Genomic DNA, 25,554 nt, shown 5'->3' with positions numbered 1-25,554 from the left:
GGTCATTCCCGCCACCAGGTGTCCTGCGGGGTCACCGGAAGGGCCCGCTTGTGCCGCCCGATCCGCCACAGGTGCTCCAGACGCTGCACGGCCGCATCCGGAACATCGACGTCGTCTGCGCCTTCGACGTAGTCGTCGATCTGCCGGTAGGTGATGCCCAGTGCCTCCTCGTCGGGGAGTGCGGGACGGTCGTCCTCCAGGTCCGCGGTGGGGACCTTCGTCCAGGTCGAGCTCGGGGCGCCCAGTTCCTCGAGGAGGGCTGCGCCCTGCCGCTTCGACAGCCCGAACAGGGGCAGAAGATCCGCTGCGCCGTCCCCGAACTTGGTGAAGAAGCCGGTGACGTTCTCTGCGGCGTGATCGGTGCCGATCACGAGGCCGCCCTTCTCTCCGGCGATGGCGTACTGTGCCAGCATCCGGGCGCGCGCCTTGGCGTTGCCCTTGTTGAAGTCACCCAGTTCCGGCGTGCCCAGAGCCGCGGAGACCGCGGTGTCGAGGGCGTCGACGGTGTCCGCGATGTTGACGGTGAGCACATGGTCGGGGCGTATGAATTTCAGTGCGGTCTGCGCGTCGTCCTCGTCGGCCTGGACACCGTAGGGGAGGCGGACAGCGTAGAACGTGGCCTCCGTGCCCGAATCCCGGAGGCGTTCGACGGCGAGTTGTGCGAGCCTGCCGGCGAGAGTCGAGTCCTGGCCCCCGGAAATTCCCAGGACGTAGCAGGGCAGCCCGGTGGAACGGAGGTACTCGGCGAGGAAGGTTACGCGCTCCTCGACTTCCCGCGCGGGGTCGATCTCCGGCTTCGTGTGCAGGGCGGCGACGATGGAGTCTCGGGTGCGTTGCTGTTCTGGGTTCATGACAGCCCAGTGTAGTGGGCGGTGCGTGGAGGGCCTCCGGCACCGACCGCGCCCGGGCCTCCGCCCCTGGTTTGTCCCACGGGTTCCTGTCCGATAGTATGATGCCTCGTGTCATGGCAAGGCCGTCCTACGACGTCACCAGGCAGCAGTACGAATCATTTCAGAGACAGTGCTGAGTCGGTGACGGGACCGGAACCCGCCAGAGAAGCAGATAAACCGGTTGTCCGCCGGTCCACGCGCAGGAGAGAAAGGAGCGCCCGATGAAGGTCCGCAAGTCACTTCGGTCGCTGAAAAACAAGCCGGGCGCCCAGGTCGTGCGTCGTCACGGCAAGGTGTTCGTGATCAACAAGAAGGATCCGCGTTTCAAGGCCCGCCAGGGCTGAGCGGACGCGTCATCCCGGTGAGGACCGGGCAGGCGGCTGGAGTGATCCGGTCGTCTGCCCGGTCCTTCCGCATTCGTCCCGTATTCATCACTGTCGCGGGGGAGAATTCGGGGGAAGGCCCAAATGTAACGTTTTGATAACGTGCGCGGGGGTGAGCTGGGGAAATGCCGTGAGGGGGTTCAGGGTGGGCGACAAGCGTGTAATTTCACGCGCCGCAGTAAGGGCAGATGTTGTGTCTCCGGGTATGTGTTTGCTGGGAGTTTAGGGCGTTGAACTACTACATGGTGGGCCACTTGCCCTTGGTGACCACAAAGTATAGTGTTCGTATCTGTCACCGGCTGGACCGGCGGATCGTCGCCGCACATCCCGGTGGAGACCCTGACAGTCGCCCAACGGCAGCGTGAGCCACCGCTCGGACGCAGACGAACAAGCCTCGAACACACAAGGAAGTCCACTCATGGCCATCACCGTTTACAGCAAGCCCGCATGTGTGCAGTGCACCGCCACCAAGAAGGCTCTGGACCGTGCTGGTCTCGATTATGAGCTCGTCGACATCAGCCTCGACGATGAGGCCCGCGACTACGTGATGGCGCTGGGCTACCTGCAGGCGCCGGTTGTCGAGGTCGACGGCGAGCACTGGTCCGGTTTCCGTCCGGAGCGTATCCGTGGCCTGGCGGCACAGGTGGCCTGAAGGTCAGGCGGGAACGCGGAATGTGAGTGAAGGTACAGAGCCGCGCGGAGGGCAGTCACAGCCGCCCCACTGCGCGGCTTTCGCATAGTCTCCGCCCCGCACGGGACCGACCCATCCCAGCATCCGGCGAAGGTGACCCGCCGGAGTGGGGACAGTTCCAGGAAGTCCACGGTCGCCAGCACCGGAAAGGGAGTGACCATCGACGATGCTCGTCGTCTACTTCTCATCCGTCACAGAGAACACCCACCGCTTCGTCGGCCATCTGGGTCTCCCGAGCGCCCGCATCCCGCTCCGACGGACGGATCCACCACTGATCGTCAATGAGCCGTACGTGCTCATCTGTCCGACCTACGGTGGGGGAGCCTCGGTCGCCGGCCACGAGTCGCGCCCGGTTCCCTCCCAGGTCATCCGCTTTCTCAACAATCCGCACAATCGTGGGCTGCTCCGCGCGGTCGTCGCCAGCGGCAATACCAACTTCGGTGCCGACTACGCCCGCGCGGGCGACGTCATCTCGGCTAAATGTGGCGTGCCCTTCGTCTACCGCTTCGAACTCATGGGGACCCCCGAGGACGTCGCCACACTGCGCCACGGCCTCGAGGCGCACGGGCCGTCCCTCGGTCTCGTGCCGCACACGGACGACCGATCCGCGGCTGCCGCAGGTTAGTACACCCAATATTCTTTTTCCCATTCAATATCGATAGCCGGCCGCGGACGCGGCCCCACCAGGAGAGACATGTCAGAGATCGGAAAGACCGTGGCTGAACCCGTGCAGAAGGCGGACAAGCTCGACTATCACGCGCTCAACGCCCTACTGAACCTCTATGACGATGAGGGCAGGATCCAGTTCGACAAGGACCGTGAGGCCGCGAACCAGTTCTTCCTGCAGCATGTGAATCTGAACACCGTGTTCTTCCACGATCTCGAGGAGAAGTTCCGCTACCTCCTCGAGAACGACTACTACGAGCGCGAGGTCGTCGAGCAGTATGACTTCGAGTTCATCAAGGCACTGTTCAAGCAGGCGTACGCCCACAAGTTCCGGTTCCAGACGTTCCTGGGTGCCTACAAGTACTACACGTCCTACACCCTCAAGACGTTCGACGGCAGTCGCTACCTGGAGCGTTACGAGGACCGTGTGTGCATGGTCGCGCTGACCCTCGCCGCCGGTGACAGGGATCTGGCCCGCGAGCTCGTCGACGAGATCATGACCGGCCGGTTCCAGCCGGCCACCCCGACCTTCCTCAACTCCGGCAAGGCCCAGCGCGGCGAGCCCGTCAGCTGCTTCCTGCTGCGTATCGAGGACAACATGGAGTCCATCGGGCGTGCCATCAACTCCGCGCTGCAGCTGTCGAAGCGCGGCGGTGGCGTGGCCCTGCTGCTGTCCAATCTCCGTGAGGCCGGTGCGCCGATCAAGAAGATCCAGAACCAGTCCTCCGGTGTCATCCCCGTGATGAAGCTGCTCGAGGACTCGTTCTCCTACGCCAACCAGCTGGGTGCACGGCAGGGGGCCGGTGCCGTCTATCTCAACGCGCACCACCCGGACATCCTGAAGTTCCTGGACACCAAGCGCGAGAACGCCGACGAGAAGATCCGGATCAAGACCCTCTCCCTCGGCGTCGTCATCCCCGATATCACGTTCAAGCTGGCGAAGAACAACGACGACATGTACCTGTTCTCGCCCTATGATGTCGAGCGCGTCTACGGCAAACCCTTCGCCGACATCTCCGTCACCGAGCACTACGCCGAGATGGTCGAGGATCCCCGGATCCGCAAGACCAAGATCAACGCGCGTGCATTCTTCCAGACGCTCGCCGAGATCCAGTTCGAATCCGGCTACCCGTACATCATGTTCGAGGACACCGTGAACCGGGCCAACCCCATCGAGGGGCGCATCACGCTGTCCAACCTCTGCTCCGAGATCCTGCAGGTCTCCACGGCGTCGACGTACAACGAGGACCTCACCTACGAGCACATCGGCGAGGACATCTCCTGCAACCTCGGTTCCATGAACATCGCCAAGGCCATGGACTCGCCGGACTTCTCCGCGACCATCCAGACCGCGATCCGCGGCCTGACCGCGGTCAGCGAGCAGACCTCCATCGACTCGGTGCCGTCGATCCGCAAGGGGAATGAGGCCGCACACGCCATCGGTCTCGGTCAGATGAACCTGCACGGTTACTTCGGCCGTGAGCGGATCCACTACGGGTCCGAGGAGGGCCTCGACTTCACCAACGCGTACTTCGCGGCCGTGATGTACGAGTGTCTCCGCGCCTCCATGGAGATCGCACGCGAGCGCGGCGAGACCTTCGAGGGCTTCGAGACCTCCGACTACGCCGACGGGAGCTTCTTCGACCGCTACGATCCGGCGGAGTTCGAGCCGAAGACCGCCCGGGTCAAGGAGCTGTTCGCCGCATCGACGATCCACACCCCGACCGCGGAGGAGTGGGCGCAGCTGAAGGCGGACATCGCCGAGCACGGCATGTTCAACCGCTACCTGCAGGCGGTTCCGCCGACGGGTTCCATCTCCTACATCAACAACTCGACGTCATCGATCCACCCGATCGCTTCCCGCATCGAGATCCGCAAGGAGGGCAAGATCGGTCGCGTCTACTACCCGGCGCCGTACATGACGAACGACAATCTCGAGTACTACGCCGACGCGTACGAGATCGGGTACGAGAAGATCATCGACACCTACGCCGTCGCCACCAGGTACGTGGATCAGGGGCTTTCCCTGACGCTGTTCTTCAAGGACACGGCCACCACCCGGGAGATCAACCGAGCCCAGATCTACGCCTGGCGCAAGGGGATCAAGACCATCTACTACATCCGTCTCCGCCAGACGGCACTCGTCGGGACCGAGGTCGAGGGCTGTGTGAGCTGCATGCTCTGATCCGCGGCCGAGCCGTCAGAGCGAGCTCCCCACCGGTTGATTCCGGTGGGGAGCTTTTTCGTGCGTGGTTCCGGGTCAGGCACCTTCCCGGAGGGCGAGCGCGGTACCGACCTCGGTGACCAGGGCTCGGGCCTGGCGCTCGGCCTCTGCCGGATCGCCGTGGAGGATCGCGTCCGCCAGCGCCTCGTGCATGTCCATGGCCTCGTCGTTGGGATACTCCGGCTGGAGGCCGAGATCGGTGCGACCGGCCAGGACGGCGGCGACCGTCGGGGAGAGCGCCGCGAACATCTCGTTCCGGGAAGCGACGAGCATGAGGGTGTGGAACTCGATGTCGGCCTCGAGGAACTCCGCGGTGGCGCCGCGGCCCTCGTGTCCGAGGCGTCGCAGCGTGGCCGCCAGCTCCCGGAGCCGGGCGCGCTCAGCGGGTGAACCGGACTGCGCCATCGATCTGGCCGCGACCGGTTCCACCGCTTCGCGGAGACTCGTCAGGGATGCGAGTTGACCCGTTCGTTCGGTCGGGCACTCCAGGCGCCAACGGATGACGTTGCTGTCGAACACCTCCCACTCGGACGGTGCCTGCACGGTGAGGCCGATCCGCCGTGAGGAGGAGACCAGATGAAGGTGCTCCAGCGCCCGCATCGTCTCCCGGGCGACGGTCCGGGAGATGGTGAATCGTTTGCAGATGTCGTGCAGGGTGAAGGTCTGTCCCGGGGCCAGTTGGCCACTGACAATCTCGGAACCGAGCTTGTCGAGGACGCTGTCCAGCAGTGGTGGACGGGTCGGTGTGCGTGCGGTCATTGTGGGAACTTCTCTGCTTCCGTGGAAGGCGGTTGTCCGGGCGTCCGTGTCATACCGTTCGGGTGATTACCAAGCTCCGGTGTCATTAATGTGTGATTCAGCATAACTGGCTCACAGGTTCGACCATCACTCGTCGGGGGGCGGGTGGCCCACAATGGGGGAGGCGAGTGCACTTGTGCTGGTCACCCGATATTTTAACAGCCCCGAAAGGGGGGAACTTTGGGAAATGATGCTACTAAATCTTGTGTTTTTCCCACCAAGAACGGACAGTAAAGGGGAGACATGAGACGGGAAAGCCGTCTGTTGTGACGTACCCGACAGGCGCGACAATGATGGAGAATCCTGATGGAAACCTGGCAGCAGACGATGGGTACCGTACCGCTCCTGGGGATCGCGGTGGCGGCGATAGTGGTCATTCTCTTCCTCGTGATCCGACTGAAGATGCACGCCTTTCTGGTTCTCATCCTCGTATCGGCGGGTACCGCACTCGCCGCGGGGTTGCCGGTGGCCGCCGTTCTGCCCACGATGACCGAGGGCTTCGGGAAGACGCTCGCCGGGGTCGCGCTACTCGTCGGGTTGGGCGCCATGCTGGGTCGCCTCGTGGAGACCTCCGGAGGAGCCCGCAGTCTGGCTGAATCGCTGACCCGTTCCTTCGGGGACGCCCACGCGCCACTCGCTCTCGGTATCGCCTCCCTGATCATGGGGTTCCCCATCTTCTTCGATGCGGGCCTGATCGTCATGTTGCCCGTCGTGTTCGCCGTAGCCCGCAGGCTGGGGGAGCCGGTCCTGCGCTACGGGATCCCTGCAGCCGGTGCCTTCAGCGTCATGCACGTTTTCCTGCCCCCGCATCCCGGTCCCATCGCGGCCGCGGAACTGTATGACGCGGACCTCGGTCTCGTCCTGCTCCTCGGACTCATCGTCGTGTTCCCCGTCTGGTACCTCTCGGGCTACAGGTGGGGCCTGTACTGCGGCAGACGATTCCCGCTCGCCGTACCGGACCTCCTGACCGGAGGGCCGGAGACCCCCGACGGTGAGCTGCCCGGGAGGCCTGCCGGTACGGGTACGGTGCTCGCGATCCTGGTGCTGCCGCTCATCCTCATCTTCGGCAACACCGGCCTGGATATGGCGGGTGCGCAAGGCTGGGTCGACCCGGGTGCTGTGTGGGTGCAGGCCCTGCGGTTCCTCGGCTCCACACCGGTCGCACTGCTGATCACGACTCTCGTCGCCGCGGTCGTGCTCGGAGTTCTACAGGGGATGTCACGAGACTCCGTCGAGCGTGTGTTCGACGGGGCTCTGGCCCCGGTTGCCTCGGTGATACTCGTGACCGGGGCCGGCGGTATGTTCGGCGGCGTTCTCAGGGCGACCGGAATCGGGGATGCGCTCGCTGAGACGCTCGGCGGTCTCGGGGTGCCGTTGATTCTCGCGGTGTTCCTCGCGGCCCTGGCGCTTCGCGTGGCGCAGGGGTCCGCGACGGTGGCGTTGACCACCGCAGCGGCCCTCATGGCGCCCGCGGTGGCCGCGGCGGAGCTCACCGGTGTACAGCTCGCCGCCATCGTTCTCGCGACCGCGGCGGGCTCTGTGGCGGCGTCGCACGTCAACGATTCCGGGTTCTGGTTGGTCGGCCGGCTCATGGGAATGGACCCCGCGACGACGCTGCGGACCTGGACGGTCAACCAGACGCTGATCGCCTTGATCGGATTCGGCTGCGCCGTAGCCGTCTACCTGATCGGTGGACACCTTGTTTAGGGGAGGGGCCATGCGTGGCGAGTCCGGACCGGTCGTTCGCGCAGGTCATCTTCCACCGGACCACGTCGTTGTGATGGGGGTGTCGGGATGCGGCAAGACCACGGTGGCCCGCGCCTACGCGGAAGCCTGTGGCCTCGAGATGATCGACGCCGACGACCTGCACAGTGCGGAGAACGTCCGGAAGATGGCGTGCGGTCAGCCGCTCAACGACGGGGACCGGCATCCGTGGCTGCTGGCGGTACGGGACTGGATGACCTCCCGTGCGACGTCCGGTGCGTCGACCGCCGTGGCCTGTTCGGCCCTCCGCCGTTCCTACCGGGAGATTCTCGCGGGGGCTGAGGGGTCTGTATGGTTCATCCACCTCACCGCAGATCCCGCGCTCACGAGAAAACGCCTGGACGAGCGGACCGGGCACTTCATGACGGCGGCCCTGCTGGAGTCACAGCTGGAGACGCTCGAACCGCTCGCGGACGGGGAACCTGGAATCACGGTCGAGAATGTCGGAACTGTGGAGGATGTCGTTTCGGTCGTCCGCCGTGCCACAGGTCGGAGTCCACGCGGTCGACGCGTCGGAGGGTGACGGAAAAACGAAAAGCCGGGCTCCGTCCACACTGGGGTGGACGGAGCCCGGCGTCTGTCGCCTGGAGTGGGATCAGAGGGTGTCGCTGGTGCGCTGGCCCAGTTCGGCGTCAATGCGGAGAACGCCCGATCCGTCGTTGCCGGCGAGACGCAGGCGGTCGAGGATCTCCTTGCAGGTGGCCTCTTCCTCGACCTGCTCGGCGAGGAAGGAGTCCAGCAGCGGGCGGGAGTCGAGGTCGCCTTCCTCGGCGGCGAGACGGGTGAGGTCGCGGATCATTCCGGAGACCTTCTGCTCGTGCTTCAGTGCGGCCTCGAAGGCGTCGGCTGCGGAATCGATCTTCAGATCCGGGGCGCTGATGACACCCACGGACGGGATGCAGTCGCGGTCCAGCATGTGGTCGGCGAAACGCTGCGCGTGACCCATCTCCTCCTCGGACTGGGCCTTCATCCAGTCCCGCATCCCGGTCAGCCCCAGGCTGTCCAGGAGGTAGGACAGCTGCAGGTAGGTCATCGCCGCCTCCAGCTCAGCGGTGACCTGTTTGTTCATTTCCGTTTCAAGCTTCGTGTTGATTTTCATGTTTCTCATGGTAAGACACTCCCTTGGGCTTCGCATGTAAGTAAAGCCCAGCTTAACTCGTATTTTCGGGTTTGGTATGGCTTAGTTTGGCGACGGATCCGAGGTTGAAAAATGGCCTCGACAAGTCCGTTAGGGGACCCCAAACCGGGGGGTTTGGGAGAGATGTTCATCACTTTGTCTGCCGTATAAACGTCCTGCACACCGGGGGTGTTGGAAGTCATACCATAGCAATTCTGATGCCGGACACTGCCTGCATCCGCGACGATCCTACGCGCGCAGCGCAATGGGTGGGGCGGCACTGTGGCGGGCTTCGGAAAAGCGCAGGTCAGGGCAACCTATGTGTTGCAAATCATATTTATCCGGCGGTTGGAGATGCACTGGGAGGTGTGTTCTCGACCGGCGAAGCGTCGCCGGTCCGGGGAAACGCAGAGGAATGGCGGGAGGGTGGGCGCCCACCCGGGCCCACCGAAGCGGTATGGTCGACCCGGAACCGGTATCGCGGATGTCGTACCGCCGAACTCTCGGGCCAGGTCGCCGCGACCGTGTCCCCGGTTGGCCCCGTGGTGCGGGATCTCCGCGCCGCGTCGGCAGAGAAGAAGATCCGTCAGTAAAGGAATGCACATGGCCCAGGACTGTCCCCCCTCCACCCCGGCGCACCGGGAGAAGCATCCAGAGGCCCGGCCCTGTCCGATAGCCGCGATCAACTGGAACACGATTCCCGATGACAAGGACCTCGAGGTCTGGGACCGGCTGGTCGGCAACTTCTGGCTGCCCGAGAAAGTGCCGCTGTCCAACGACATCAAGAGCTGGAACACCCTCAACGCGCTAGAGCAGCAGACCACCATGCGGGTGTTCACCGGCCTGACGATGCTGGACACGATCCAGGGCACGGTCGGCGCGGTGTCGCTGATTCCGGATGCGCTCACCCCGCACGAGGAGGCCGTGTACACGAACATCGCCTTCATGGAATCGGTCCACGCCAAGAGCTACTCATCCATCTTCATGACGTTGGCGTCGACCCAGGAGATCAACGACGCCTTCCGTTGGTCCGAGGAGAACGAGGCGCTGCAGAAGAAGGCCCGGATCATCCTCTCGTACTACGAGGGTGACAATCCCCTGAAGCGGAAGGTTGCCTCGACCCTGCTCGAGTCCTTCCTCTTCTACTCGGGGTTCTACCTCCCGATGTACTGGTCGAGTCACGCTAAGCTGACCAACACCGCGGACGTCATCCGGCTGATCATCCGGGACGAGGCCGTCCACGGCTACTACATCGGCTACAAGTACCAGAAGGGGCAGGAGCAGCTCACCCAGGCGGAGCGGGACGAGCTCAAGGAATACACCTTCGACCTTCTCTACGACCTCTACGACAACGAGATCGGCTACACCGAGGACCTCTACGACGATCTGGGGTGGACCGAGGACGTCAAGCGCTTCCTCCGTTACAACGCCAACAAGGCGCTGAACAATCTCGGGTATGAGGCGCTCTTCCCGGCCGACGAGTGCCGGGTCTCGCCCGCGATCCTCTCGGCGCTCTCGCCGAACGCCGACGAGAACCACGACTTCTTCTCCGGATCGGGTTCCTCTTATGTCATAGGAAAGGCCGAGTCGACCGAAGATGACGACTGGGATTTCTGACGGTTCCGACGGAGGGCCCCGCCCCGGCTGAAATGCCGGGGCGGGGCCCTCCGTCGTTGTGTCGGGTCGCGCCATTTGAGGGGGAGAGTCATACCCTCCGGTCGGCGTCTACACCTTTAGCTCTAACCCGGGCGGGGGTGAAAAAGCACCTCCGATCAGAGGTAAAGTTCGGGTTTACCACACCTGTCACAAAGGTGTCGGAAGTCACAGGCGGTTTCAGGTTCGTGGGGCCGGTACGCCACCCACCGGCAACGACGCGGAAAACGGTAGCCACTGGGCGGTATAAAACCGGTGTGTGCTGGGACATAGGGCTCTCCGGGTGGCTGGAACACCCAGAAGCGATCCTTTACTATCAAGTCAGCGTGAAACATGGGTGGCCCTGGCTGATCAGGGCCGCTGCGTAGTCAGGAGGAACCAAATGACCGCTGTAGAGAAACGGAGCGACCAGCTCGTCGCTCCATCACGACCGGCTCCGAAGGGAACCGGTCGAAAGGGCAGTCTTGCCTGGTTGATGCTCACCACCACGGACCACAAGCTCCTCGGCGTCATGTACATCATGATGTCCTTCAGCTTCTTCTTCCTGGGTGGCTTCATGGCCCTGCTCATCCGGGCGGAGCTGTTCTACCCCGGAATGCAGATCTTCTCCAACGAGCAATTCAACCAGCTGTTCACCATGCACGGCACGGTGATGCTGCTGCTGTACGGAACCCCGGTCGTCTGGGGTTTCGCCAACTTCGTCATGCCGCTCCAGATCGGCGCACCCGACGTGGCGTTCCCGCGTCTCAACGCGTTCGGCTTCTGGCTGACCACCGGTGGCGGAATCATCATGCTGTCCGGTTTCGCGACCCCCGGTGGTGCCGCTGACTTCGGCTGGACGATGTACTCGCCGCTGTCCGACGCCGCGCACTCGCCCGGTATCGGCGCGGACATGTGGATCGTCGGCGTCGGTGCCGGCGGTGTCGGCACGATTCTGTCGGCCGTCAACATGATCACCACCATCCTGTGCCTCCGTGCACCCGGCATGACCATGTTCCGCCTCCCGGTATTCACCTGGACCATCTTCGTCACCTCGATCCTGGCCCTGATGATCTTCCCGATGCTGACCGCGGCCGCGCTCGGTGTTCTCTACGACCGCAAGCTCGGCGGCCACATCTACGATCCGGCCAACGGCGGAGCCATCCTCTGGCAGCACCTCTTCTGGTTCTTCGGTCACCCGGAGGTCTACGTCCTGGCGTTGCCGTTCTTCGGGATCATCTCCGAGGTCATCCCGGTGTTCTCCCGCAAGCCCGTCTTCGGTTACGCCGGTCTCGTGTTCGCGACGCTGTCCATCGCCGCCCTCTCCATGGCGGTCTGGGCGCACCACATGTTCGTCACCGGTGCGGTCCTGCTGCCGTTCTTCTCCTTCATGACGTTCCTCATCTCGGTGCCCACCGGCGTGAAGTTCTTCAACTGGGTCGGCACCATGTGGCGCGGACACATGACCTGGGAGACGCCGATGATCTTCGCCTTCGGCTTCCTGGTGACGTTCCTCTTCGGTGGTCTGACGGGCATCATGCTCGCCTCCCCGCCGCTGGACTTCCACATCTCGGACACTTACTTCGTCGTGGCCCACTTCCACTACACGCTGTTCGGAACCATCGTGTTCGCGTCCTACGCCGGTGTGTACTTCTGGTTCCCGAAGATGACGGGCCGGATGCTCAACGAGCGCCTCGGCAAGATCCACTTCTGGCTGACGTTCATCGGCTTCCACGGCACCTTCCTCATCCAGCACTGGGTGGGCAACATGGGTATGCCGCGTCGTTACGCCGACTACCTCGAGAGCGACGGCTTCACCATCTACAACCAGATCTCCACGGTGTTCGCCTTCATCCTCGGCCTGTCCGTGATCCCCTTCATCTGGAACGTGTTCAAGTCCTGGCGCTACGGCGAGATCGTCACCGTCGACGATCCCTGGGGCTACGGAAACTCCCTCGAGTGGGCCACCAGCTGCCCGCCCCCGCGCCACAACTTCACCTCGCTGCCGCGTATCCGGTCCGAGCGCCCCGCGTTCGAGCTGCACTACCCGCACATGGTTGAGCGCATGCGCGCAGAGGCACACGTCGGTCGCCCCTCCGGTGACTCCCCGGTGCTGGAGAAGACCAGGTAGGTCGACCCCGGTACGACGCGGTCAGACTGGACCGACCGAAAAGGTCTGACCACCGAATGACATACGCACCATCACCCCCGCAGGAACCCAGGTTCCCGCGGGGGTGATGTCTTTCCGGGGTGCGGCGACATGGAACAATGGGCTCGTGAGCCAGACAAATCAAACCGCCCGTACCGCAGCCCCCGCCGTCCAGGACATCACGGTGACCCTCCCGCCGGGACTGGTCCCGGCGGTCGTGACCGTCGTCGGACGTGACCGACCGGGTGTCTCCGCGGCCTTCTTCCGCGTGCTGGCGGCCCACCGGGTCCAGGTGCTCGATGTCGAGCAGTCGCTGTTCCGGGGCCGCTTGAACCTCGCCGCATTCGTCGGCTGTGGCCCCGACGACCTGGAGACCCTCACCGAAGGCCTGTCGGGGACGCTCCGTTCCTACGGACAGACCGTGACCGTCGAGGTGCAGGACTCCCTGCGATCCACCCGGGCACTGTCCACGCACGCTGTCGTCGTCCTCGGCAACCCGGTCACCGCCCAGCACATCTCCCGCATCGGCCAGACCCTCGCCGACTACGGGGCGAACATCGACACGATCCGGGGAATCTCGGACTATCCAGTCACCGGGTTGGAGCTGAAGGTGACCGTCGCCGATCCGAAGCCCGGCGGCGGCGTCGCCCTACGCAAGGCCCTGGCGACCCTCACGCAGGAGATCGGCGTCGACATCGCCATCGAGCGGGCCGGACTCGTCCGCTACGCGAAGAACCTCATCTGCTTCGACTGCGACTCCACGCTCATCACCGGGGAGGTCATCGAGATGCTCGCGGCACACGCGGGCAAGGAGGAGGAGGTCGCCGAGGTGACGGCCCGCGCGATGCGTGGGGAGATCGACTTCGAGGAGTCCCTGCGGGAGCGCGTCGCGGTTCTGGCGGGACTCGACGCCTCCGTCATCGACGATGTCGCCCGCGACATCGTCCTGACCCCGGGTGCCCGCACGACCATCCGCACACTGCAGCGCATGGGTTACAAGACGGCGGTCGTCTCGGGAGGTTTCATCCAGGTGCTCGAGGGACTCGCCGCGGACCTCGAGCTCGACTACGTCCGCGCCAACACCCTCGAGATCGAGGACGGCAAGCTCACGGGCCGCGTCATCGGCAAGGTCGTCGACCGCGCGGCGAAGGCCGAGTTCCTCGCGGAGTTCGCCGCCGATTCGGGTCTCGGCCTGCACCAGACCGTCGCCGTCGGCGACGGGGCCAACGACATCGACATGTTGTCCGCAGCAGGCCTCGGCATAGCGTTCAACGCGAAGCCCGCGCTCCGGGAAGTCGCCGACGCGGCCGTCAACCATCCGTTCCTCGATGAGGTCCTGCACATCATGGGCATCTCCCGTGAGGAGATCGACGAGGCCGGGTTGTCCGACGGCTCACTGCGGCGTGTGCCGCTGCACTGACCGACGGGCTGGATGAGGGGAGCCTCACCGGATACCATGGGTACAGGCCCCGGGCCAGGGGCTTGATCCGCGCCGACACGCGTCTGCGGCGGGCGCGGCAGTCAGACCTCCGCACGTAGGAGGACGATCAGGGAGACGACACCCTCTTTTTCGTGCCGGGTTCAGTTCGGCGGACGGTATGGGCAGCGCCGCGGATCCCGGGGAACGGGGAACCGCGACGTCGTCCCATTTCCGAAAGGACACCGGTAGAAAATGACCCAGCCCTCCGCGCACACGGACAAACCCGCGAAATCACGGAAGAAGAAGGGCGGCAACGCCGGCTGGGTACCGGACCAGCACGGCGCGTGGGTGATGGTGATCATCCCGCTGGTCGTGGGGATCACCGTCGCCCGCCCCGCACTGATCCACCTCCCGCTCGCCGTGGCCTGGTTCGTCGGCTACTTCGCCTTCTTCGCCGCCGGTCTCTGGATGAAGGCCCGCGGTCCCCGCAAACAGCGCTACGTCGCGCCCCTGGTCACCTACGGCGTCATCTGCGTGCTCGCCTCGATAGTGGTCGTCGTAATGCAGCCCACGATTCTCGTCTTCGGGTTGATCTTCGGCCCCCTGGTCGCCGTCGCGGTCTGGGAGGCGTGGAACAGGCGCCCCCGGTCCCTCGCTTCCGGGGAGTCCACCGTGCTCGCAAGCTGTGCGATGATTCCGGTCACCGCCTGGGCCGCCGGCGACCCCATGACGGCGCGCCTGTGGGTGTCCACCGCGGTGATCGCCCTGTACTTCTGCGGCACCATCCCCTACGTCAAGACACTGATCCGCAAACGCGGGGACCGGACCTGGTTCATCGGGGCCGTGGCCTATCATCTCGCCGCCGCCGTCGTGGTGGTCGTGCTCGCCGTGGCTGGACTGGCGACCTGGCTCGCTGTGCCGGCGTTCCTGGTCGTCGCCCTGCGCGCCTGGTGGATGCCCTGGCAGGCTGCACGCCGCGGCACACCGTGGCGTCCGCGCACCGTCGGCTTCGGTGAGATGGCCGTGACCGTTCTCGTCCTCATCGCGGCTCTGGTGCCTCCGGGAGTTGTTTAGCCGACTTGCCGGCGCCCGCGTCACCACCCGGTGAAGAGACGGGGGAACCTGCGTGAGCGGTCGAGAGATAACGGTGCCCGCGGGAGAGATCCTGGGCGGACCCGTGGCGGGCTACCGCGCCCTCCCCCGGCCCGGGAGAGGGTGACCGACCGCGGGCCGGACATCGCGGTCACCGCCGGGGAGCTGCGTTCCACGTCTCGGGATCTGTGTGGCGGGGGGCTGGAACCGGTCAGTACGACGTCCGGACACCGACAGCCGGGTTCGGTACATCGTGTTTCAGCTGGGTGTCGAGGGCCAGAGACAGGCTCGGTCGATACCAGTACGACGCGGTGATGCACGTTCCGTCCGTCACGCTCGTCCCCGGCTCCGAGAAGCGGGATTCCTCCGCGAAGCGGTCCCACATGCGCGGGTGTTACTGATAGTCCTGGGTTCAGGAGGTCTCGACCGCGGTACCGGGTGTCAAGCTCACTTGATAGATCCGGGGCTCCGGGGTTAACGTCAGGGCACGCTGACACAATCGCCCGTGGTCGTCCCGGCACCTCCGGGTCGAGAGAGGAAACCGAGGAACGATGAACGCCTACCGGGAAGATCGGGAGGGGACCGGAATCCATCCGGCGCAGAGATGGTGGAACCGGCTCCGACGGGGACAGCGCGCCTTCGCTGTGTCCATGGCCGGATACTTCGCACTTCTGGTGCTCGCACTCGCCGTCATCAAGGGCTCCGCGCCGTTCGCCCGCGAGCTGGCGTTGATCCTCATCGTCACCGGTATCGTGATCGTTCTCGCCGGGGCGACGGCGATGTGCTGCGACCAGGACGAGTTCGAGTTCGGGATAACGCTCAAGGCGTTGGCGATCGCCTTCGCGGGTGGTTCCGCGGTCACGTTCAGCTACGGGTGTGCGCAGGTGTTCCTCGGCGCACCCGACATCAACTACATGTTCGTCTGGCCGGTCTACGCGACAGCCTGGGTCATCGCGACCGCGGCGTTGAACCTCCGGCTCGGTATCTGGTCTAGGTAGGGCACCTGACGATGCGGAACAACCTGCCGGAACGGCGCAGGACCGCGGGCCTGAGCCAGGCCCGGCTCGGGGATCTGCTGGGGGTGTCCCGCCAGACGATCAACGCGATCGAACGCGAAAAATACGATCCCTCGCTCCCACTCGCCTTCGCGCTCGCGGGGGTGTTCGGGGTTCGGATAGAGGACATCTTCACACCCGACGGAAAGGAGCCCCGGCCGGCCGTCCCGGTGGCTCGCGACCCCGCCGCAGGCAGGTGAGTCACGGGCGCAGTTTCAGGGGTCAGCGCCCGCGGTCGGTGGCCAGCAGGGAGTAGTAGGCGGTGTCCACGTACCCGCCACGGTGGATGGCGGCCTGCCGCTTGACCCCCTCGAAGGTGAACCCGCACCGTTCCGCAACCGACCTGGAGCGTACGTTGTCGGCGATCGTGCTCAGCTCGATGCGGTGGGTACCGTGCGCCAGCGCGTGATCGGCCACGAGGTCGAGTGCGCGGGGCATGATGCCGCGGCCCCGCGCCCACGGGGCCGTCGCGTAGCTGACCGAGACGGACCCGACCTCCGCATCGGTGAGCCGCAGCGAGATGTTCCCGGCGTAGTGTCCGGGGTCCCCGGCCAGCTCGATCGCCCAGAATGCCAGGTCAGGACTGTCCTCGCAGTTCCGCAGATACTCGGCGGCCATCTCGCGGGTGTAGTTCCCGGGAACGGAGGTGAAGTTCACCGAGAGCGGATCGACTGCGGTGGCGTAGACGTCATCGACGTCTGCCGCACAGGGACGACGCAAGCGGATCACGCCGTCGCTCAGGGTGTCCAGGGGAATGGGCCAGGTCATCTCGTCCATGTCCACAGCTTATCCGCGCGCACGGGGACGCGCCGGGCGGTGTTCCCGCGGGCATCCACCGTCGGCGCGGGACTCGATGGATCGGCGCTCAGACCTCGACCCGCAGTGTGGGGAGCAGCTGCCGCTGCACCTTTCCCGCCGCCGAGCGTGGAAGGGCGTCAACGAACTCGACCGCACGGATCCGCTCGTGGGGAGCGGTCCGTGCGGCGACATGGTCCATCACGGCACAGGGATCGATCCGTGCGCCCTCGGCCACCATGATGAATGCCACCGGGCACTCGTCTCCGTCGGTGGTGTGGCCCCGGGTGACCACGCAGTCCGCGACATCGGGGAGAGCGGTGACGATGTTCTCCAGCCTGGAGGGGGAGACCTGAAAACCACGCGAATTGATCACGTCGTCGATCCGGTCGATGATGCGGACCCCGCCACCGGCGTCGCGCTCCGCCCAGTCCCCGGTCCGCAGCCAACCGTCCCGGAACCGGGCCGCGGTCCGCGCCGGGTCATCCAGATATCCGGCCATGACCTGGGGGCCGCGGACCCACAGCTCGCCCGCGGCACCGGCGTCGACGTCTGCGCCCGTCACCGGGTCGACGATGCGGTCCGCGGTGTCCGGGAGCGGGTACCCGATCGTGTCGGGAGGGCAGTCCGGATCGATGGCGAGATGGGTCACCGGTGACGCCTCCGTGAGCCCGTACCCCTGGATCACCCGTGCCCCGGTCCGCTTCCGGACCTCCGCGGCGATCTGCGGGTCCAGCGCGGCGGCCCCGTTGATGACGGTGCGCAGCGCGTCGAAGTCGACCTCCGCGGCGAGCGGGTGGTGCGCCATGAGTCGGGCGAGCGGGGGAGCGATGAACGAGAGTGCGACGCCGTGCGTGCCGTGGCCCAGCAGGAAGCGTTCCGCGTCGAAGGGCTCGGCGATGACGTGGCCGCGCAGCAGCAGCGGGGCGTTGAGCAGGGACGTCATCCCGTAGGCGTGGGTGAATGGCAGTACCGCCATGCACGTCTCGCCCGCCTCCAGCGGCAGCACAGAGGCGAACTGCATCGTGTTCGCCACGATGTTCCGGTGTGTCAGCCGGATCGCCTTGGGCCGTGCCGTCGTCCCGGAGGTGAAGGGGAGTACCGCCACGGAATCCGGATCCACGGGACGGGGCCGGATCGCGGTGCCCCGCGCCGGGCGCAGCTCCGCCGCGGTGTCGGCGTCGATGAGCAGAACGGCACCCGAGCGCCGTATCTGCCACTCCCGGTCCTCCGGTGTGACCTGCACTCCGACGGGGACGACCGTGGCACCGACCGACAGCACCGCATGGAACGCGACCGCGAACCCGATCCCGTTGGGCACCTGCACCGCGACGCGGTCACCGGCGCGGACACCGCGGTCCACGAGTGCGCCGGCCGCGGCCGCCACCTCCCGGGCGAGCTGCCGGTACGTCACCGTGCGCCGCGGATCCGTGATCGCCGGGGTATCGGGGAGCTCGCCGGTGAACAGGAGCCCGGGCAGGGAACAGTCCGGGTAGATCACCGGGCCACCAGCCTCTCCAGGGCGCCGCGCACGACCTTCGAATCCGAGGTGCGCCAGAACGGGGGCATCGAGTTGAGCAGGAAGGAACCGTAGCGGCGGGTCACCAGGCGGTTGTCCAGCACGGCGACGACACCGCGGTCGTCGGTGCGGCGCAGCAGCCGGCCGGCCCCCTGCGCCATGAGCAGCGCGGCGTGACTCGCGGCGACCTCCATGAACCCGTTCCGCCCGTCCGCGTCAGCCGCGTCTTTCCGGGCCTGCAGCAGCGGGTCATCGGGCCGGGGGAAGGGGATCCGGTCGATGATGACCAGCGAACACGTCCGCCCCGGGACATCGACGCCCTGCCACAGCGACAGGGTGCCGAACAGGCAGGTGTTCTCGCTCTTCGCGAAGCGCTCCACCAGCGCGCCCGTGCCGTCGTCCCCCTGGCAGAGGATGTCGAAGGGCAGGCGCATCCGCATCGCCTGCGTGGCCTGTTCCGCGGCGCGCCGGGAGGAGAACAGCCCCAGGGTACGTCCGCCCGCGGCGGTGATCAGATCCGCGATCTCGTCGAGTGTCTGCTCCGGCAGTCCGTCCCGGCCGGGGTCCGGCAGGTTGCGGGCCGTGTAGAGGATCGCGGCCTTAGCCGGGTCGAAGGGGGTACCGGCGTCGAGGCTGTCGTAGGAGCCGCGGGCGAGGCCCCATGCGGCGGCCATCGCATCGAAACGCCCCCCGAGCGTCAACGTGGCGGAGGTCAGGATCACCGTCTGCTCGGCGAACAGGCGTGCGGCGAGCAGACCCGCGACGGACAGCGGAGCGACCCGGAGGGTGTCGCCGCGCCGGTCGTCCCGGTTCAGCCACACCACGTCCTGCTGCTTCGTCGGGTCGCCGGTGGCGAAGACCTCCAGTACCCGGACGATCGAGTCGTGCGTCTCCTGCAGCGCCGTCGCCACGGACTGTCGCTCGGCCGCCGTCGTCGGATCGTTGGCGACTTCTCCGTCGGGGCTCCGGGCGATCGACTGCCGCAGCGACCACAACGCGTCCCGCAGTGCGGTGAGCAGCGATGTCGCTGACGGATCGATCACGTTCCACCTGCCCTCGGGCATTGCTGTGGACAGCTTCTCCCAGTCGCCCGCGAGCGCGCTGACCTTCTCGTCGCGTCCCTCCGCGCCGAGCTTCCCCGCCCGCTTGGCCAGCAGGGTCAACGCCGGGCCGGAGATCTCCGCCGTCGCCACCGCGGTGATCCGCCCGTCCAGCTCGTGGGCCTCATCGATGACCACGACGTCGTGCTCGGGCAGGATCGTGCCCTCCGACAGGGCGTCGATCGCGAGCAGCGCGTGGTTGGTCACCACGACGTCGACGTCCTGGGCCTTCCTGCGGGCGGACTCCGCGAAGCAGTCCTCCCCGTGCGGACAGCGGTTCGCCCCGAGGCACTCCCGGGCCGTGACACTGACCTGTTTCCACGCCAGATCGGGGACACCCGGATCCAGGGAATCCCGGTCACCGCTCTCCGTCTCCTGCGCCCACTCGTTCAGCCGCACGATGTGCCGGCCCATCCACGAGAGATCCGCCTCGTCGATCAGCGCCTCCTCCGGGGCCTCCGGCTGGCTGATCTTGTTCAGGCACAGGTAGTTCGAGCGGCCCTTCAGGATCGCGAAGGTCGGGCGCCTGCCCATCACCGGCTCGAGCGCGTCCGCCAACCGGGGAAGATCGCGTTCGACCAGCTGCCGCTGCAGCGCGATCGTCGCCGTGGACACCACGACGGTGGTGCCCGTGGCCTGCGCGTGGGCGAGCGCCGGAATGAGGTACGCCAGAGATTTACCCGTCCCGGTGCCGGCCTGCACCGCCAGGTGCCGCTCCTCCCGCATCGCCTTCGTCACGGCGTTCAGCATCGCGACCTGGCCGGGGCGCGTGGTACCGCCGATCGCGGACACCGCCGTCCCGAGGAGCTGACCGGTGTCGGGGGAGAGCGCGGCTTCGGGCATGGATCCTTCCCGCGGGGGTCGATGAGTCAGAGGGGCATTCCGTGGCGGCCGGGAACCGGGCTGATTGAGACCGCGTGGAATGGGCTGCCCTGCAGTCTAACCCCGGCCGACCGGGGCACGGTGCCGTGCCGGGGACAGCCTGCACCGACGGTGCACGATTCCCGGACCCGTGCGGGAGGAGTGGACCGGGGACCGTACGACGGTCGGACGAGAGGAAAGCCCCGGAACGCTGGCGCGGTCCGGGGCCGTGAGGCTGGGGCGGGAATCAGAACCCGACGAAGCGGGCGCTGAGGGCGGGCTCGTCCCGGGACAGGGCGAGGCCCTCCCACGGGAGGGTGACCAGCTGCGCGGCCAGGTGCTCGCGGGCCTCGTTCAGCGTCGGGAGGCCGTCCACCGGCCTGCCGTCCCGGATCATCGGGATGGTCAGCTCGCGGGCGGTCAGCGTCCCGGTGTCCGGAGTCTCCGCGTCGATCGGCAGCACGATCTCCTCGACGGCGGTCCCGGTGTCGCGGTGCGTGCGCAGCGCGCGCTTCGCGCCGCCACGGCTGGCCTTGTTGCGGGAACGCTTGGCGACGGGCTTGCCGTCGACCTCGACCAGCTTGTAAACCATGCCCGCAGTCGGGGCGCCCGAACCGGTGACCACCGAGGTGCCCACACCGTAGATGTCCACCGGGTCGCCGGACAGGCCGGCGATTGCGAACTCGTCCAGGTCGGAGGAGACGACGATCTTGGTGTTGTGGTTGCCGAGCGCGTCGAGCTGGCGCCGGACCTGCCGGGTCAGCATGCCCAGGTCGCCGGAGTCGATCCGGACCGCGCCGAGCTTGGGGCCGCCGACCCGCACCGCTGTCTCGACGCCGTTGGTGATGTCGTAGGTGTCCACCAGGAGGGTGGTCCCCACGCCGAGTGAATCGATCTGGGCCTGGAACGCGGCCTCCTCGTTCGGGCTCCCGTCCTCGTTGACGTGGAGGAGGGTCCAGGAGTGGGCGGCGGTGCCGCCTGCGGGGATCCCGTAGCGGAACGCGGCCTCGAGATTGGAGGTCGAGTGGAAGCCCGCCAGGTACGCCGCACGCGAGGAGGCGACCGCGGCGTACTCGTGGGTCCGCCGCGAACCCATCTCGATGATCTTCCGGCCGTTGGCGGCGGTGACCATGCGGGCCGCGGCGGACGCAACAGCGGAGTCCGCGTTCATGATGGAGAGGATCACCGTCTCCAGGAGCACGCACTCGGCGAAGGTGCCGCGGACGGTGAGGATCGGGGAGTGCGGGAAGTAGAGCTCACCCTCCCGGTAACCGTCGATCCGGCCCGAGAAACGGTAGTTGCGCAGGTATTCCAGGGTGCGTTCGTCGAGGAAGTCCAGCGATGCGAGCTGCTCGTCGGTGAACACGAAGTCCTGTACCGCGCGCAGGACGCGTTCGGTTCCGGCGACGACGCCGTAGCGGCGCTCGTTGGGGAGCCGGCGGGCGAATACCTCGAAGGCGCACTCGCGGTCGGCGGTTCCGTCCCGCAGCGACGCCTGCAGCATCGTCAGCTCGTACATGTCCGTCAGCAGTGCGCTGGAACGGTGATTGTCTGTTGATTCCGGGGTGATGTGATTCACGCAGTCCACTGTAGTCCCATAGTTTCGGGCACCGACAGCAACGGTACTTTTCCGGGGGAGTGCCGGTGTGCCGCCGTAACCGAGGCGGTCCCGCATGTCCGAACGGAAACGGATAGTCTTGTGGACATGAGTTCGCCCACACCGGTACCAGTAGAGACGGAGAACGTCGACGTCCTCACGAGCGAGAATCTGCCCTGGATGTGCATCGTCTGGGACGACCCGGTCAATCTCATGAGCTACGTCACCTACGTGTTCGAGACGGTGCTCGGCTACGACCGTAAGCGAGCGACGGAGCTGATGATGCAGGTCCACACCGAGGGCAAGGCCGTCGTCTCCTCGGGGGAGAAGGACAAGGTCGAGGCGGACGTGAAGAAGCTGCACACCGCCGGCCTCTGGGCGACGATGCAGCAGGCCGGCTGAGCGGGGGAGATACGCGACATGGAACCCTGGAAACGCAGGAAGGGCCTGATCCGCGGTCGGGCCAGATTCACCGCCACGTTCGAGCCCATGGAACGGGAGGTGCTCGGCGATCTCGCGGCCACCGTTGCGGAGGCGCTGATCCGCCGGGCGCAGTCCGCCCCGAAGGACGAACTCGCGGAGCTCACCGGAATGCCCAGTGGGCACAAGGAAGCCCCCGAGGATCCGGCGCTGCGCCGGCTCCTGCCTGATTTCGAACGCGCGGGTGACGAGGAGTACGAGGGGGACAACTCCCTGCTGCGCAGCCTCCACGAGAACGACATCTGCCGGGGCAAGCTCGAGAACCTCCAGGTGATCACCGAAGCACTCGGACCGGACGGCAACGTCGCCGTGGTCGTACCCGAATCCGAGGTCAACGCCTGGATCACAGGGCTGAACGACATCCGCCTCTACGTCGCCTCCGGCGACGTCAACGGCGAGGCTGCGGAGGAGGAGCGCGCCGCGCTCGTCGAGTGGCTGGCGTTCAACCAGGATTCCCTGCTCGCCGCCCTGATGGGGTGACCCAGCCACGTGCGGAAAAATCCGACGTGACTCACGAATGACGAGGAAATGACGTGCCCAGGTACCCCGACCGTTCCGCCTTCCACATCCCCGATCCCGGGTCAGCATTCCCCGGTGGGCCGCCCGTGGTGACACCGTTTACGTCCTCACCGGTGTCCACAGGGCGTGCGCGGCTCCGCACGTCGCTGCGCCTCACCATCGGCTGGGTGATCGCGATCTGGGGTGTGTTCCTGCTCAACATCCTCAGTGGCGGCTACCTCAACTCCTTCGGTATCCGTCCGCTGGATCCCGCGTTCCTGCCCACGATCCTCAGCGCCCCCTTCCTGCACGCCGACTTCGCGCACATCATGGGGAACACGACCGTCGGTGTCGTCGCCGCATTCCTCATCGGCCTCTCCGGAAAGAGAACGTTCTTCGAGGTCACGATGATCTGCATGGTTGTCGGCGGTCTCGGTGCCTGGCTACTGGGGGGAGTGGGGACGAACCACATCGGTGCCTCGGGTGTGGTGTACGGCTGGATGAGTTACCTCATGGTCCGCGGCTTCTACAACCGTTCGCTGGGACAGATCCTCGTCGGGGTCATTCTCGTGTTCTCGTTCTCCGGGATGGTCTACGGTTTCCTGCCGCAGGCGGGTCTGTCCTGGCAGGGGCACCTATTCGGCGCGGTCGGTGGGGTCATCGCCGGGGCGACCATCACATCCGATGATCCGGTCCGGCGAACACCCCGCACAAGGGACGGACTGGCATGAAGAGACTGGCAGAGCTGCTCGTGTGCGCGGCGGTGCTTTCCGCCTGCACGATTCCCACGGAGGACGGTGACTCTGGCATGACCGGTGAACAGCATTCCCCGGCGGCCTCGACGGGTGCCTCCCCGTGGGCGACCGGCCCCACGGTGCAGGGTCAACCCGGGGCCCGGGAGCTGCAGCGCGTGGCGGACGAGATCGCCGCCGCCGCGGACGCGGACGGTGCCGTTGGCGTCGCGCTAGCCGACGGCCGCTCCGTCGTGGCGGCGGGATCGGTCACCGTCGGCCCGGCGTGGTCAACGGTGAAGGTCCCGGTGTCCATGGCGGTCCTGTACCGCGGCACCGAGACCACTCAGACCGTGGACCGGGCGATCACGGTGAGCGACAACGCCGCCCTGGACACCCTGTGGTACTCCCTCGGCGGCGGCACCGATGCCGCGGAAGCCACCGAACAGATCCTCCGCAAGGCCGGGGATGAGACCACCGTTCCCCCGGAGATCACCAGGTCCGGGTTCTCCGCCGCGGGTCAGACCGCCTGGGCACTCGTCGATCAGGCACGGTTCGCCCACCAGATGACCTGCATACCCGGTGCGGGCGCTGTACTGACCGCGATGAATCAGATCACCGATGCCCAGTCCTACGGACTCGGGTTGATACCGGACCTTCCCTTCAAGGGTGGGTGGGGGCCGGACGACGCCGGTGACTACCTGGTCCGGCAGTTCGGTGTCCTGCAGACCCGGGACGGGGAGGTCGGCATCGCGTTGGCGGTGCAGCCGGGTGACGGCACCTACGACACCGGACGGGCGATGCTCGACCGGATGGCCCTCAGGCTGAACACCGCGATCGACGAAGACAGTTTCGGGGATGCCGCCGCGTGTGTACCGGAGCCCCACCCGGAATCGGAACCGCAGTAACCGCAACCCCGACCGGAAGGACGGTGGGATCCGGGGAGTGGACGGGTCGACGGACGCTACCGCCGTTCCGCCCGGGACACGGGCGTCTTGACGGTGTTGTGGTGTGGGAGCATGGTGTCGAGGCTCCTTGCTGGAGAATTCCGGTGTGACCACCGGTGCTGTACCGGTGTGGCCGAGGGGTCGATCCCATCGGGTACACGCCGGTCGCGGTGTCCCGCTCCGCGTTCCGGTGACAACACCCGGACGCCGGCGCGGGTCGGGCCGGATAGGATCGGTGGCGTGATTAACCCGGAACCCCCCGCAGATGAGAAGATCCGTGCCGATTTCCCCCCGACGGCGGAGTCACCGATCGGCATCTTCGACTCCGGTGTCGGTGGGCTGACGGTCGCCCGGACCATCGTCGATCAGCTCCCGAGCGAATCGATGATCTACATCGGGGACACGGGCAACGGACCCTACGGCCCCCTGCCCATCCGTCGCGTCCGGGAACACTCGATGGCGGTCGCGGATGAACTGGTGCGCCGCGGGTGCAAGATGATCGTCATCGCCTGCAACACCGCGACCTCCGCGTTCCTCCGCGACGCCCGCGAGCGCTACGAGATCCCGGTCATCGGGGTGATCCTGCCCGCCGTTCGGCGAGCGGTCTCGACAACCCGCAACGGACGCATCGGTGTCATCGGTACCGCGGGAACGATCAGTTCCGGCGCCTACCAGGAACTGTTCGCGGCCTCCCCGTCCGTCGAGTGCTTCGCCACCGCCTGCCCGAGCTTCGTGGACTTCGTGGAACGCGGCATCACCTCCGGACGGCAGATCCTCGGCGTCGCACAGGCTTATGTCGAACCGCTGCAGGCGGCGGGCGTCGATACCCTCGTCCTGGGATGCACCCACTACCCGCTGCTGAGCGGCGTCATCCAGTTGGCCATGGGGGAGCACGTGACGTTGGTGTCATCCGCCGAGGAAACCGCCAAGGATGTGCTGCGCACCCTGAGCCAGATGGATCTGCTCGCGGAGACCGGAACGCCCTCCCGGACCTTCGAGTCCACCGGCGATCCGCGACTGTTCACACAGCTCGCGGGACGTTTCCTGGGGCCGGATGTGACACAGGTAAGCCACCTGGACGGACTGTAATCCACGCCGGACACGACACGATTTCAGCCTGAGAGATACCCATGCGGCCCCGAGTC

The 25,554-nt window shown here is 66.3% G+C and carries 25 protein-coding genes; 17 read left to right on the top strand and 8 right to left on the bottom strand.

Translation table 11 applies throughout. From position 1 onward, the window contains the following. Nucleotides 1–2 precede the first annotated feature (2 nt). On the bottom strand, nt 3–851 hold the full coding sequence (gene nadE, locus JDV75_RS03205) for an ammonia-dependent NAD(+) synthetase (protein WP_198737807.1): 849 nt from the start codon (nt 849–851) through the stop codon (nt 3–5). Nucleotides 852–1,111: 260 nt separating this feature from the next. On the opposite strand from nadE, the gene ykgO reads away from it, so the two are divergent. From ykgO to nrdE, 4 genes are all read left to right on the top strand, one after another. Further along, entirely contained in the window at nt 1,112–1,234 is a 123-nt protein-coding gene (gene ykgO / locus JDV75_RS03200; RefSeq protein WP_012732041.1) for a type B 50S ribosomal protein L36, read from the top strand. A gap of 457 nt (nt 1,235–1,691) precedes the next feature. Continuing rightward, entirely contained in the window at nt 1,692–1,925 is a 234-nt protein-coding gene (gene nrdH, locus JDV75_RS03195) for a glutaredoxin-like protein NrdH (RefSeq protein WP_198737806.1), read from the top strand. A 205-nt stretch (nt 1,926–2,130) separates the two neighbouring features. Further along, the gene (nrdI, locus tag JDV75_RS03190; protein ID WP_198737805.1) at nt 2,131–2,589 is read left to right on the top strand and encodes a class Ib ribonucleoside-diphosphate reductase assembly flavoprotein NrdI; all 459 of its coding nucleotides are present in this window, start codon (nt 2,131–2,133) and stop codon (nt 2,587–2,589) included. 69 nt (nt 2,590–2,658) lie between these two features. Continuing rightward, nucleotides 2,659–4,815: a class 1b ribonucleoside-diphosphate reductase subunit alpha gene (nrdE, locus tag JDV75_RS03185; RefSeq protein WP_198737804.1), complete on the top strand. Its 2,157-nt coding sequence runs from the start codon at nt 2,659–2,661 to the stop codon at nt 4,813–4,815. A gap of 75 nt (nt 4,816–4,890) precedes the next feature. Here the strand turns inward: nrdE and JDV75_RS03180 are convergent, their stop codons facing one another. After that, nucleotides 4,891–5,613 carry a FadR/GntR family transcriptional regulator gene (locus JDV75_RS03180; protein ID WP_198737803.1) on the bottom strand — a complete coding sequence of 241 codons (723 nt, stop codon included), beginning with the start codon at nt 5,611–5,613 and terminating at the stop codon, nt 4,891–4,893. 345 nt (nt 5,614–5,958) lie between these two features. Here JDV75_RS03180 and JDV75_RS03175 point away from each other — a divergent pair, with 345 nt between their 5' ends. Further along, nucleotides 5,959–7,359, top strand: a complete 1,401-nt coding sequence (locus tag JDV75_RS03175; protein ID WP_198737802.1) for a GntP family permease — start codon at nt 5,959–5,961, stop codon at nt 7,357–7,359. A 10-nt stretch (nt 7,360–7,369) separates the two neighbouring features. Next, nucleotides 7,370–7,939 carry a gluconokinase gene (locus tag JDV75_RS03170; protein ID WP_198737801.1) on the top strand — a complete coding sequence of 190 codons (570 nt, stop codon included), beginning with the start codon at nt 7,370–7,372 and terminating at the stop codon, nt 7,937–7,939. 72 nt (nt 7,940–8,011) lie between these two features. On the opposite strand, the gene JDV75_RS03165 is transcribed toward JDV75_RS03170, so the two are convergent. Continuing rightward, nucleotides 8,012–8,515 carry a ferritin gene (locus JDV75_RS03165; RefSeq protein ID WP_198737800.1) on the bottom strand — a complete coding sequence of 168 codons (504 nt, stop codon included), beginning with the start codon at nt 8,513–8,515 and terminating at the stop codon, nt 8,012–8,014. 621 nt (nt 8,516–9,136) lie between these two features. On the opposite strand from JDV75_RS03165, the gene nrdF reads away from it, so the two are divergent. The 4 genes from nrdF (at nt 9,137) to JDV75_RS03145 (ending at nt 14,808) form a co-directional block, all read left to right on the top strand. Beyond that, entirely contained in the window at nt 9,137–10,150 is a 1,014-nt protein-coding gene (gene nrdF / locus JDV75_RS03160; RefSeq protein ID WP_198737799.1) for a class 1b ribonucleoside-diphosphate reductase subunit beta, read from the top strand. A 418-nt stretch (nt 10,151–10,568) separates the two neighbouring features. Then, nucleotides 10,569–12,296, top strand: a complete 1,728-nt coding sequence (ctaD, locus tag JDV75_RS03155) for an aa3-type cytochrome oxidase subunit I (protein ID WP_198737798.1) — start codon at nt 10,569–10,571, stop codon at nt 12,294–12,296. A 145-nt stretch (nt 12,297–12,441) separates the two neighbouring features. Next, a complete protein-coding gene (gene serB / locus JDV75_RS03150) occupies nt 12,442–13,734 on the top strand; it encodes a phosphoserine phosphatase SerB (RefSeq protein WP_418884370.1) in 1,293 nt (430 codons plus the stop codon). 252 nt (nt 13,735–13,986) lie between these two features. Next, nucleotides 13,987–14,808 carry a YwiC-like family protein gene (locus JDV75_RS03145; RefSeq protein ID WP_198737796.1) on the top strand — a complete coding sequence of 274 codons (822 nt, stop codon included), beginning with the start codon at nt 13,987–13,989 and terminating at the stop codon, nt 14,806–14,808. Nucleotides 14,809–15,037: 229 nt separating this feature from the next. Here JDV75_RS03145 and JDV75_RS03140 read toward each other — a convergent pair whose 3' ends face one another. Then, a complete protein-coding gene (locus tag JDV75_RS03140; RefSeq protein ID WP_198737795.1) occupies nt 15,038–15,211 on the bottom strand; it encodes a hypothetical protein in 174 nt (57 codons plus the stop codon). 166 nt (nt 15,212–15,377) lie between these two features. Here JDV75_RS03140 and JDV75_RS03135 point away from each other — a divergent pair, with 166 nt between their 5' ends. After that, nucleotides 15,378–15,824, top strand: coding sequence for a hypothetical protein (locus JDV75_RS03135; protein WP_198737794.1), 447 nt, complete (start codon nt 15,378–15,380; stop codon nt 15,822–15,824). Between the two features lie 11 nt (nt 15,825–15,835). Next, nucleotides 15,836–16,081: a helix-turn-helix transcriptional regulator gene (locus JDV75_RS03130; RefSeq protein WP_198737793.1), complete on the top strand. Its 246-nt coding sequence runs from the start codon at nt 15,836–15,838 to the stop codon at nt 16,079–16,081. A gap of 22 nt (nt 16,082–16,103) precedes the next feature. Here JDV75_RS03130 and JDV75_RS03125 read toward each other — a convergent pair whose 3' ends face one another. From JDV75_RS03125 to JDV75_RS03110, 4 genes are all read right to left on the bottom strand, one after another. Further along, nucleotides 16,104–16,658, bottom strand: a complete 555-nt coding sequence (locus JDV75_RS03125; protein ID WP_198737792.1) for a GNAT family N-acetyltransferase — start codon at nt 16,656–16,658, stop codon at nt 16,104–16,106. Nucleotides 16,659–16,746: 88 nt separating this feature from the next. Then, a complete protein-coding gene (locus JDV75_RS03120; RefSeq protein WP_198737791.1) occupies nt 16,747–18,177 on the bottom strand; it encodes an AMP-binding protein in 1,431 nt (476 codons plus the stop codon). Continuing rightward, a complete protein-coding gene (locus JDV75_RS03115) occupies nt 18,174–20,138 on the bottom strand; it encodes an ATP-dependent DNA helicase (protein WP_198737790.1) in 1,965 nt (654 codons plus the stop codon). The genes JDV75_RS03120 and JDV75_RS03115 overlap by 4 nt, the downstream gene beginning before the upstream one ends. 265 nt (nt 20,139–20,403) lie before the next feature. Beyond that, nucleotides 20,404–21,726 carry a nicotinate phosphoribosyltransferase gene (locus JDV75_RS03110; RefSeq protein ID WP_336244282.1) on the bottom strand — a complete coding sequence of 441 codons (1,323 nt, stop codon included), beginning with the start codon at nt 21,724–21,726 and terminating at the stop codon, nt 20,404–20,406. A 135-nt stretch (nt 21,727–21,861) separates the two neighbouring features. Here JDV75_RS03110 and clpS point away from each other — a divergent pair, with 135 nt between their 5' ends. The 5 genes from clpS to murI all read left to right on the top strand — a co-directional run bounded on the left by clpS (nt 21,862) and on the right by murI (nt 25,498). Further along, on the top strand, nt 21,862–22,155 hold the full coding sequence (gene clpS, locus JDV75_RS03105; protein ID WP_198737788.1) for an ATP-dependent Clp protease adapter ClpS: 294 nt from the start codon (nt 21,862–21,864) through the stop codon (nt 22,153–22,155). An 18-nt stretch (nt 22,156–22,173) separates the two neighbouring features. After that, nucleotides 22,174–22,713, top strand: a complete 540-nt coding sequence (locus tag JDV75_RS03100) for a DUF2017 domain-containing protein (RefSeq protein ID WP_198737787.1) — start codon at nt 22,174–22,176, stop codon at nt 22,711–22,713. Between the two features lie 53 nt (nt 22,714–22,766). Beyond that, entirely contained in the window at nt 22,767–23,462 is a 696-nt protein-coding gene (locus JDV75_RS03095) for a rhomboid family intramembrane serine protease (protein WP_248095675.1), read from the top strand. After that, entirely contained in the window at nt 23,459–24,370 is a 912-nt protein-coding gene (locus JDV75_RS03090; RefSeq protein ID WP_198737786.1) for a serine hydrolase, read from the top strand. The genes JDV75_RS03095 and JDV75_RS03090 overlap by 4 nt, the downstream gene beginning before the upstream one ends. Before the next feature lie 282 nt (nt 24,371–24,652). Beyond that, nucleotides 24,653–25,498, top strand: a complete 846-nt coding sequence (gene murI, locus JDV75_RS03085; RefSeq protein WP_248095777.1) for a glutamate racemase — start codon at nt 24,653–24,655, stop codon at nt 25,496–25,498. The last annotated feature ends 56 nt before the right edge of the window (nt 25,499–25,554 follow it).

This window comes from Corynebacterium meridianum, assembly GCF_016342265.1.
GTDB lineage: Bacteria > Actinomycetota > Actinomycetes > Mycobacteriales > Mycobacteriaceae > Corynebacterium > Corynebacterium meridianum.
Note: the sequence above shows the minus strand (reverse complement) of the source record. Positions and strands in the feature narration are given on the sequence as shown.

Excerpts from the sequence above, each read along its gene's own strand:
- nadE (WP_198737807.1), bottom strand. The coding sequence starts at position 851 with ATGAACCCAGAACAGCAACGCACCCGAGACTCCATCGTCGCCGCCCTG.
- ykgO (WP_012732041.1), top strand. The coding sequence starts at position 1,112 with ATGAAGGTCCGCAAGTCACTTCGGTCGCTGAAAAACAAGCCGGGCGCC.
- nrdH (WP_198737806.1), top strand. The coding sequence starts at position 1,692 with ATGGCCATCACCGTTTACAGCAAGCCCGCATGTGTGCAGTGCACCGCC.
- nrdI (WP_198737805.1), top strand. The coding sequence starts at position 2,131 with ATGCTCGTCGTCTACTTCTCATCCGTCACAGAGAACACCCACCGCTTC.
- nrdE (WP_198737804.1), top strand. The coding sequence starts at position 2,659 with ATGTCAGAGATCGGAAAGACCGTGGCTGAACCCGTGCAGAAGGCGGAC.
- JDV75_RS03180 (WP_198737803.1), bottom strand. The coding sequence starts at position 5,613 with ATGACCGCACGCACACCGACCCGTCCACCACTGCTGGACAGCGTCCTC.
- JDV75_RS03175 (WP_198737802.1), top strand. The coding sequence starts at position 5,959 with ATGGAAACCTGGCAGCAGACGATGGGTACCGTACCGCTCCTGGGGATC.
- JDV75_RS03170 (WP_198737801.1), top strand. The coding sequence starts at position 7,370 with ATGCGTGGCGAGTCCGGACCGGTCGTTCGCGCAGGTCATCTTCCACCG.
- JDV75_RS03165 (WP_198737800.1), bottom strand. The coding sequence starts at position 8,515 with ATGAAAATCAACACGAAGCTTGAAACGGAAATGAACAAACAGGTCACC.
- nrdF (WP_198737799.1), top strand. The coding sequence starts at position 9,137 with ATGGCCCAGGACTGTCCCCCCTCCACCCCGGCGCACCGGGAGAAGCAT.
- ctaD (WP_198737798.1), top strand. The coding sequence starts at position 10,569 with ATGACCGCTGTAGAGAAACGGAGCGACCAGCTCGTCGCTCCATCACGA.
- JDV75_RS03145 (WP_198737796.1), top strand. The coding sequence starts at position 13,987 with ATGACCCAGCCCTCCGCGCACACGGACAAACCCGCGAAATCACGGAAG.
- JDV75_RS03140 (WP_198737795.1), bottom strand. The coding sequence starts at position 15,211 with ATGTGGGACCGCTTCGCGGAGGAATCCCGCTTCTCGGAGCCGGGGACG.
- JDV75_RS03135 (WP_198737794.1), top strand. The coding sequence starts at position 15,378 with ATGAACGCCTACCGGGAAGATCGGGAGGGGACCGGAATCCATCCGGCG.
- JDV75_RS03130 (WP_198737793.1), top strand. The coding sequence starts at position 15,836 with ATGCGGAACAACCTGCCGGAACGGCGCAGGACCGCGGGCCTGAGCCAG.
- JDV75_RS03125 (WP_198737792.1), bottom strand. The coding sequence starts at position 16,658 with ATGGACGAGATGACCTGGCCCATTCCCCTGGACACCCTGAGCGACGGC.
- JDV75_RS03115 (WP_198737790.1), bottom strand. The coding sequence starts at position 20,138 with ATGCCCGAAGCCGCGCTCTCCCCCGACACCGGTCAGCTCCTCGGGACG.
- clpS (WP_198737788.1), top strand. The coding sequence starts at position 21,862 with ATGAGTTCGCCCACACCGGTACCAGTAGAGACGGAGAACGTCGACGTC.
- JDV75_RS03100 (WP_198737787.1), top strand. The coding sequence starts at position 22,174 with ATGGAACCCTGGAAACGCAGGAAGGGCCTGATCCGCGGTCGGGCCAGA.
- JDV75_RS03090 (WP_198737786.1), top strand. The coding sequence starts at position 23,459 with ATGAAGAGACTGGCAGAGCTGCTCGTGTGCGCGGCGGTGCTTTCCGCC.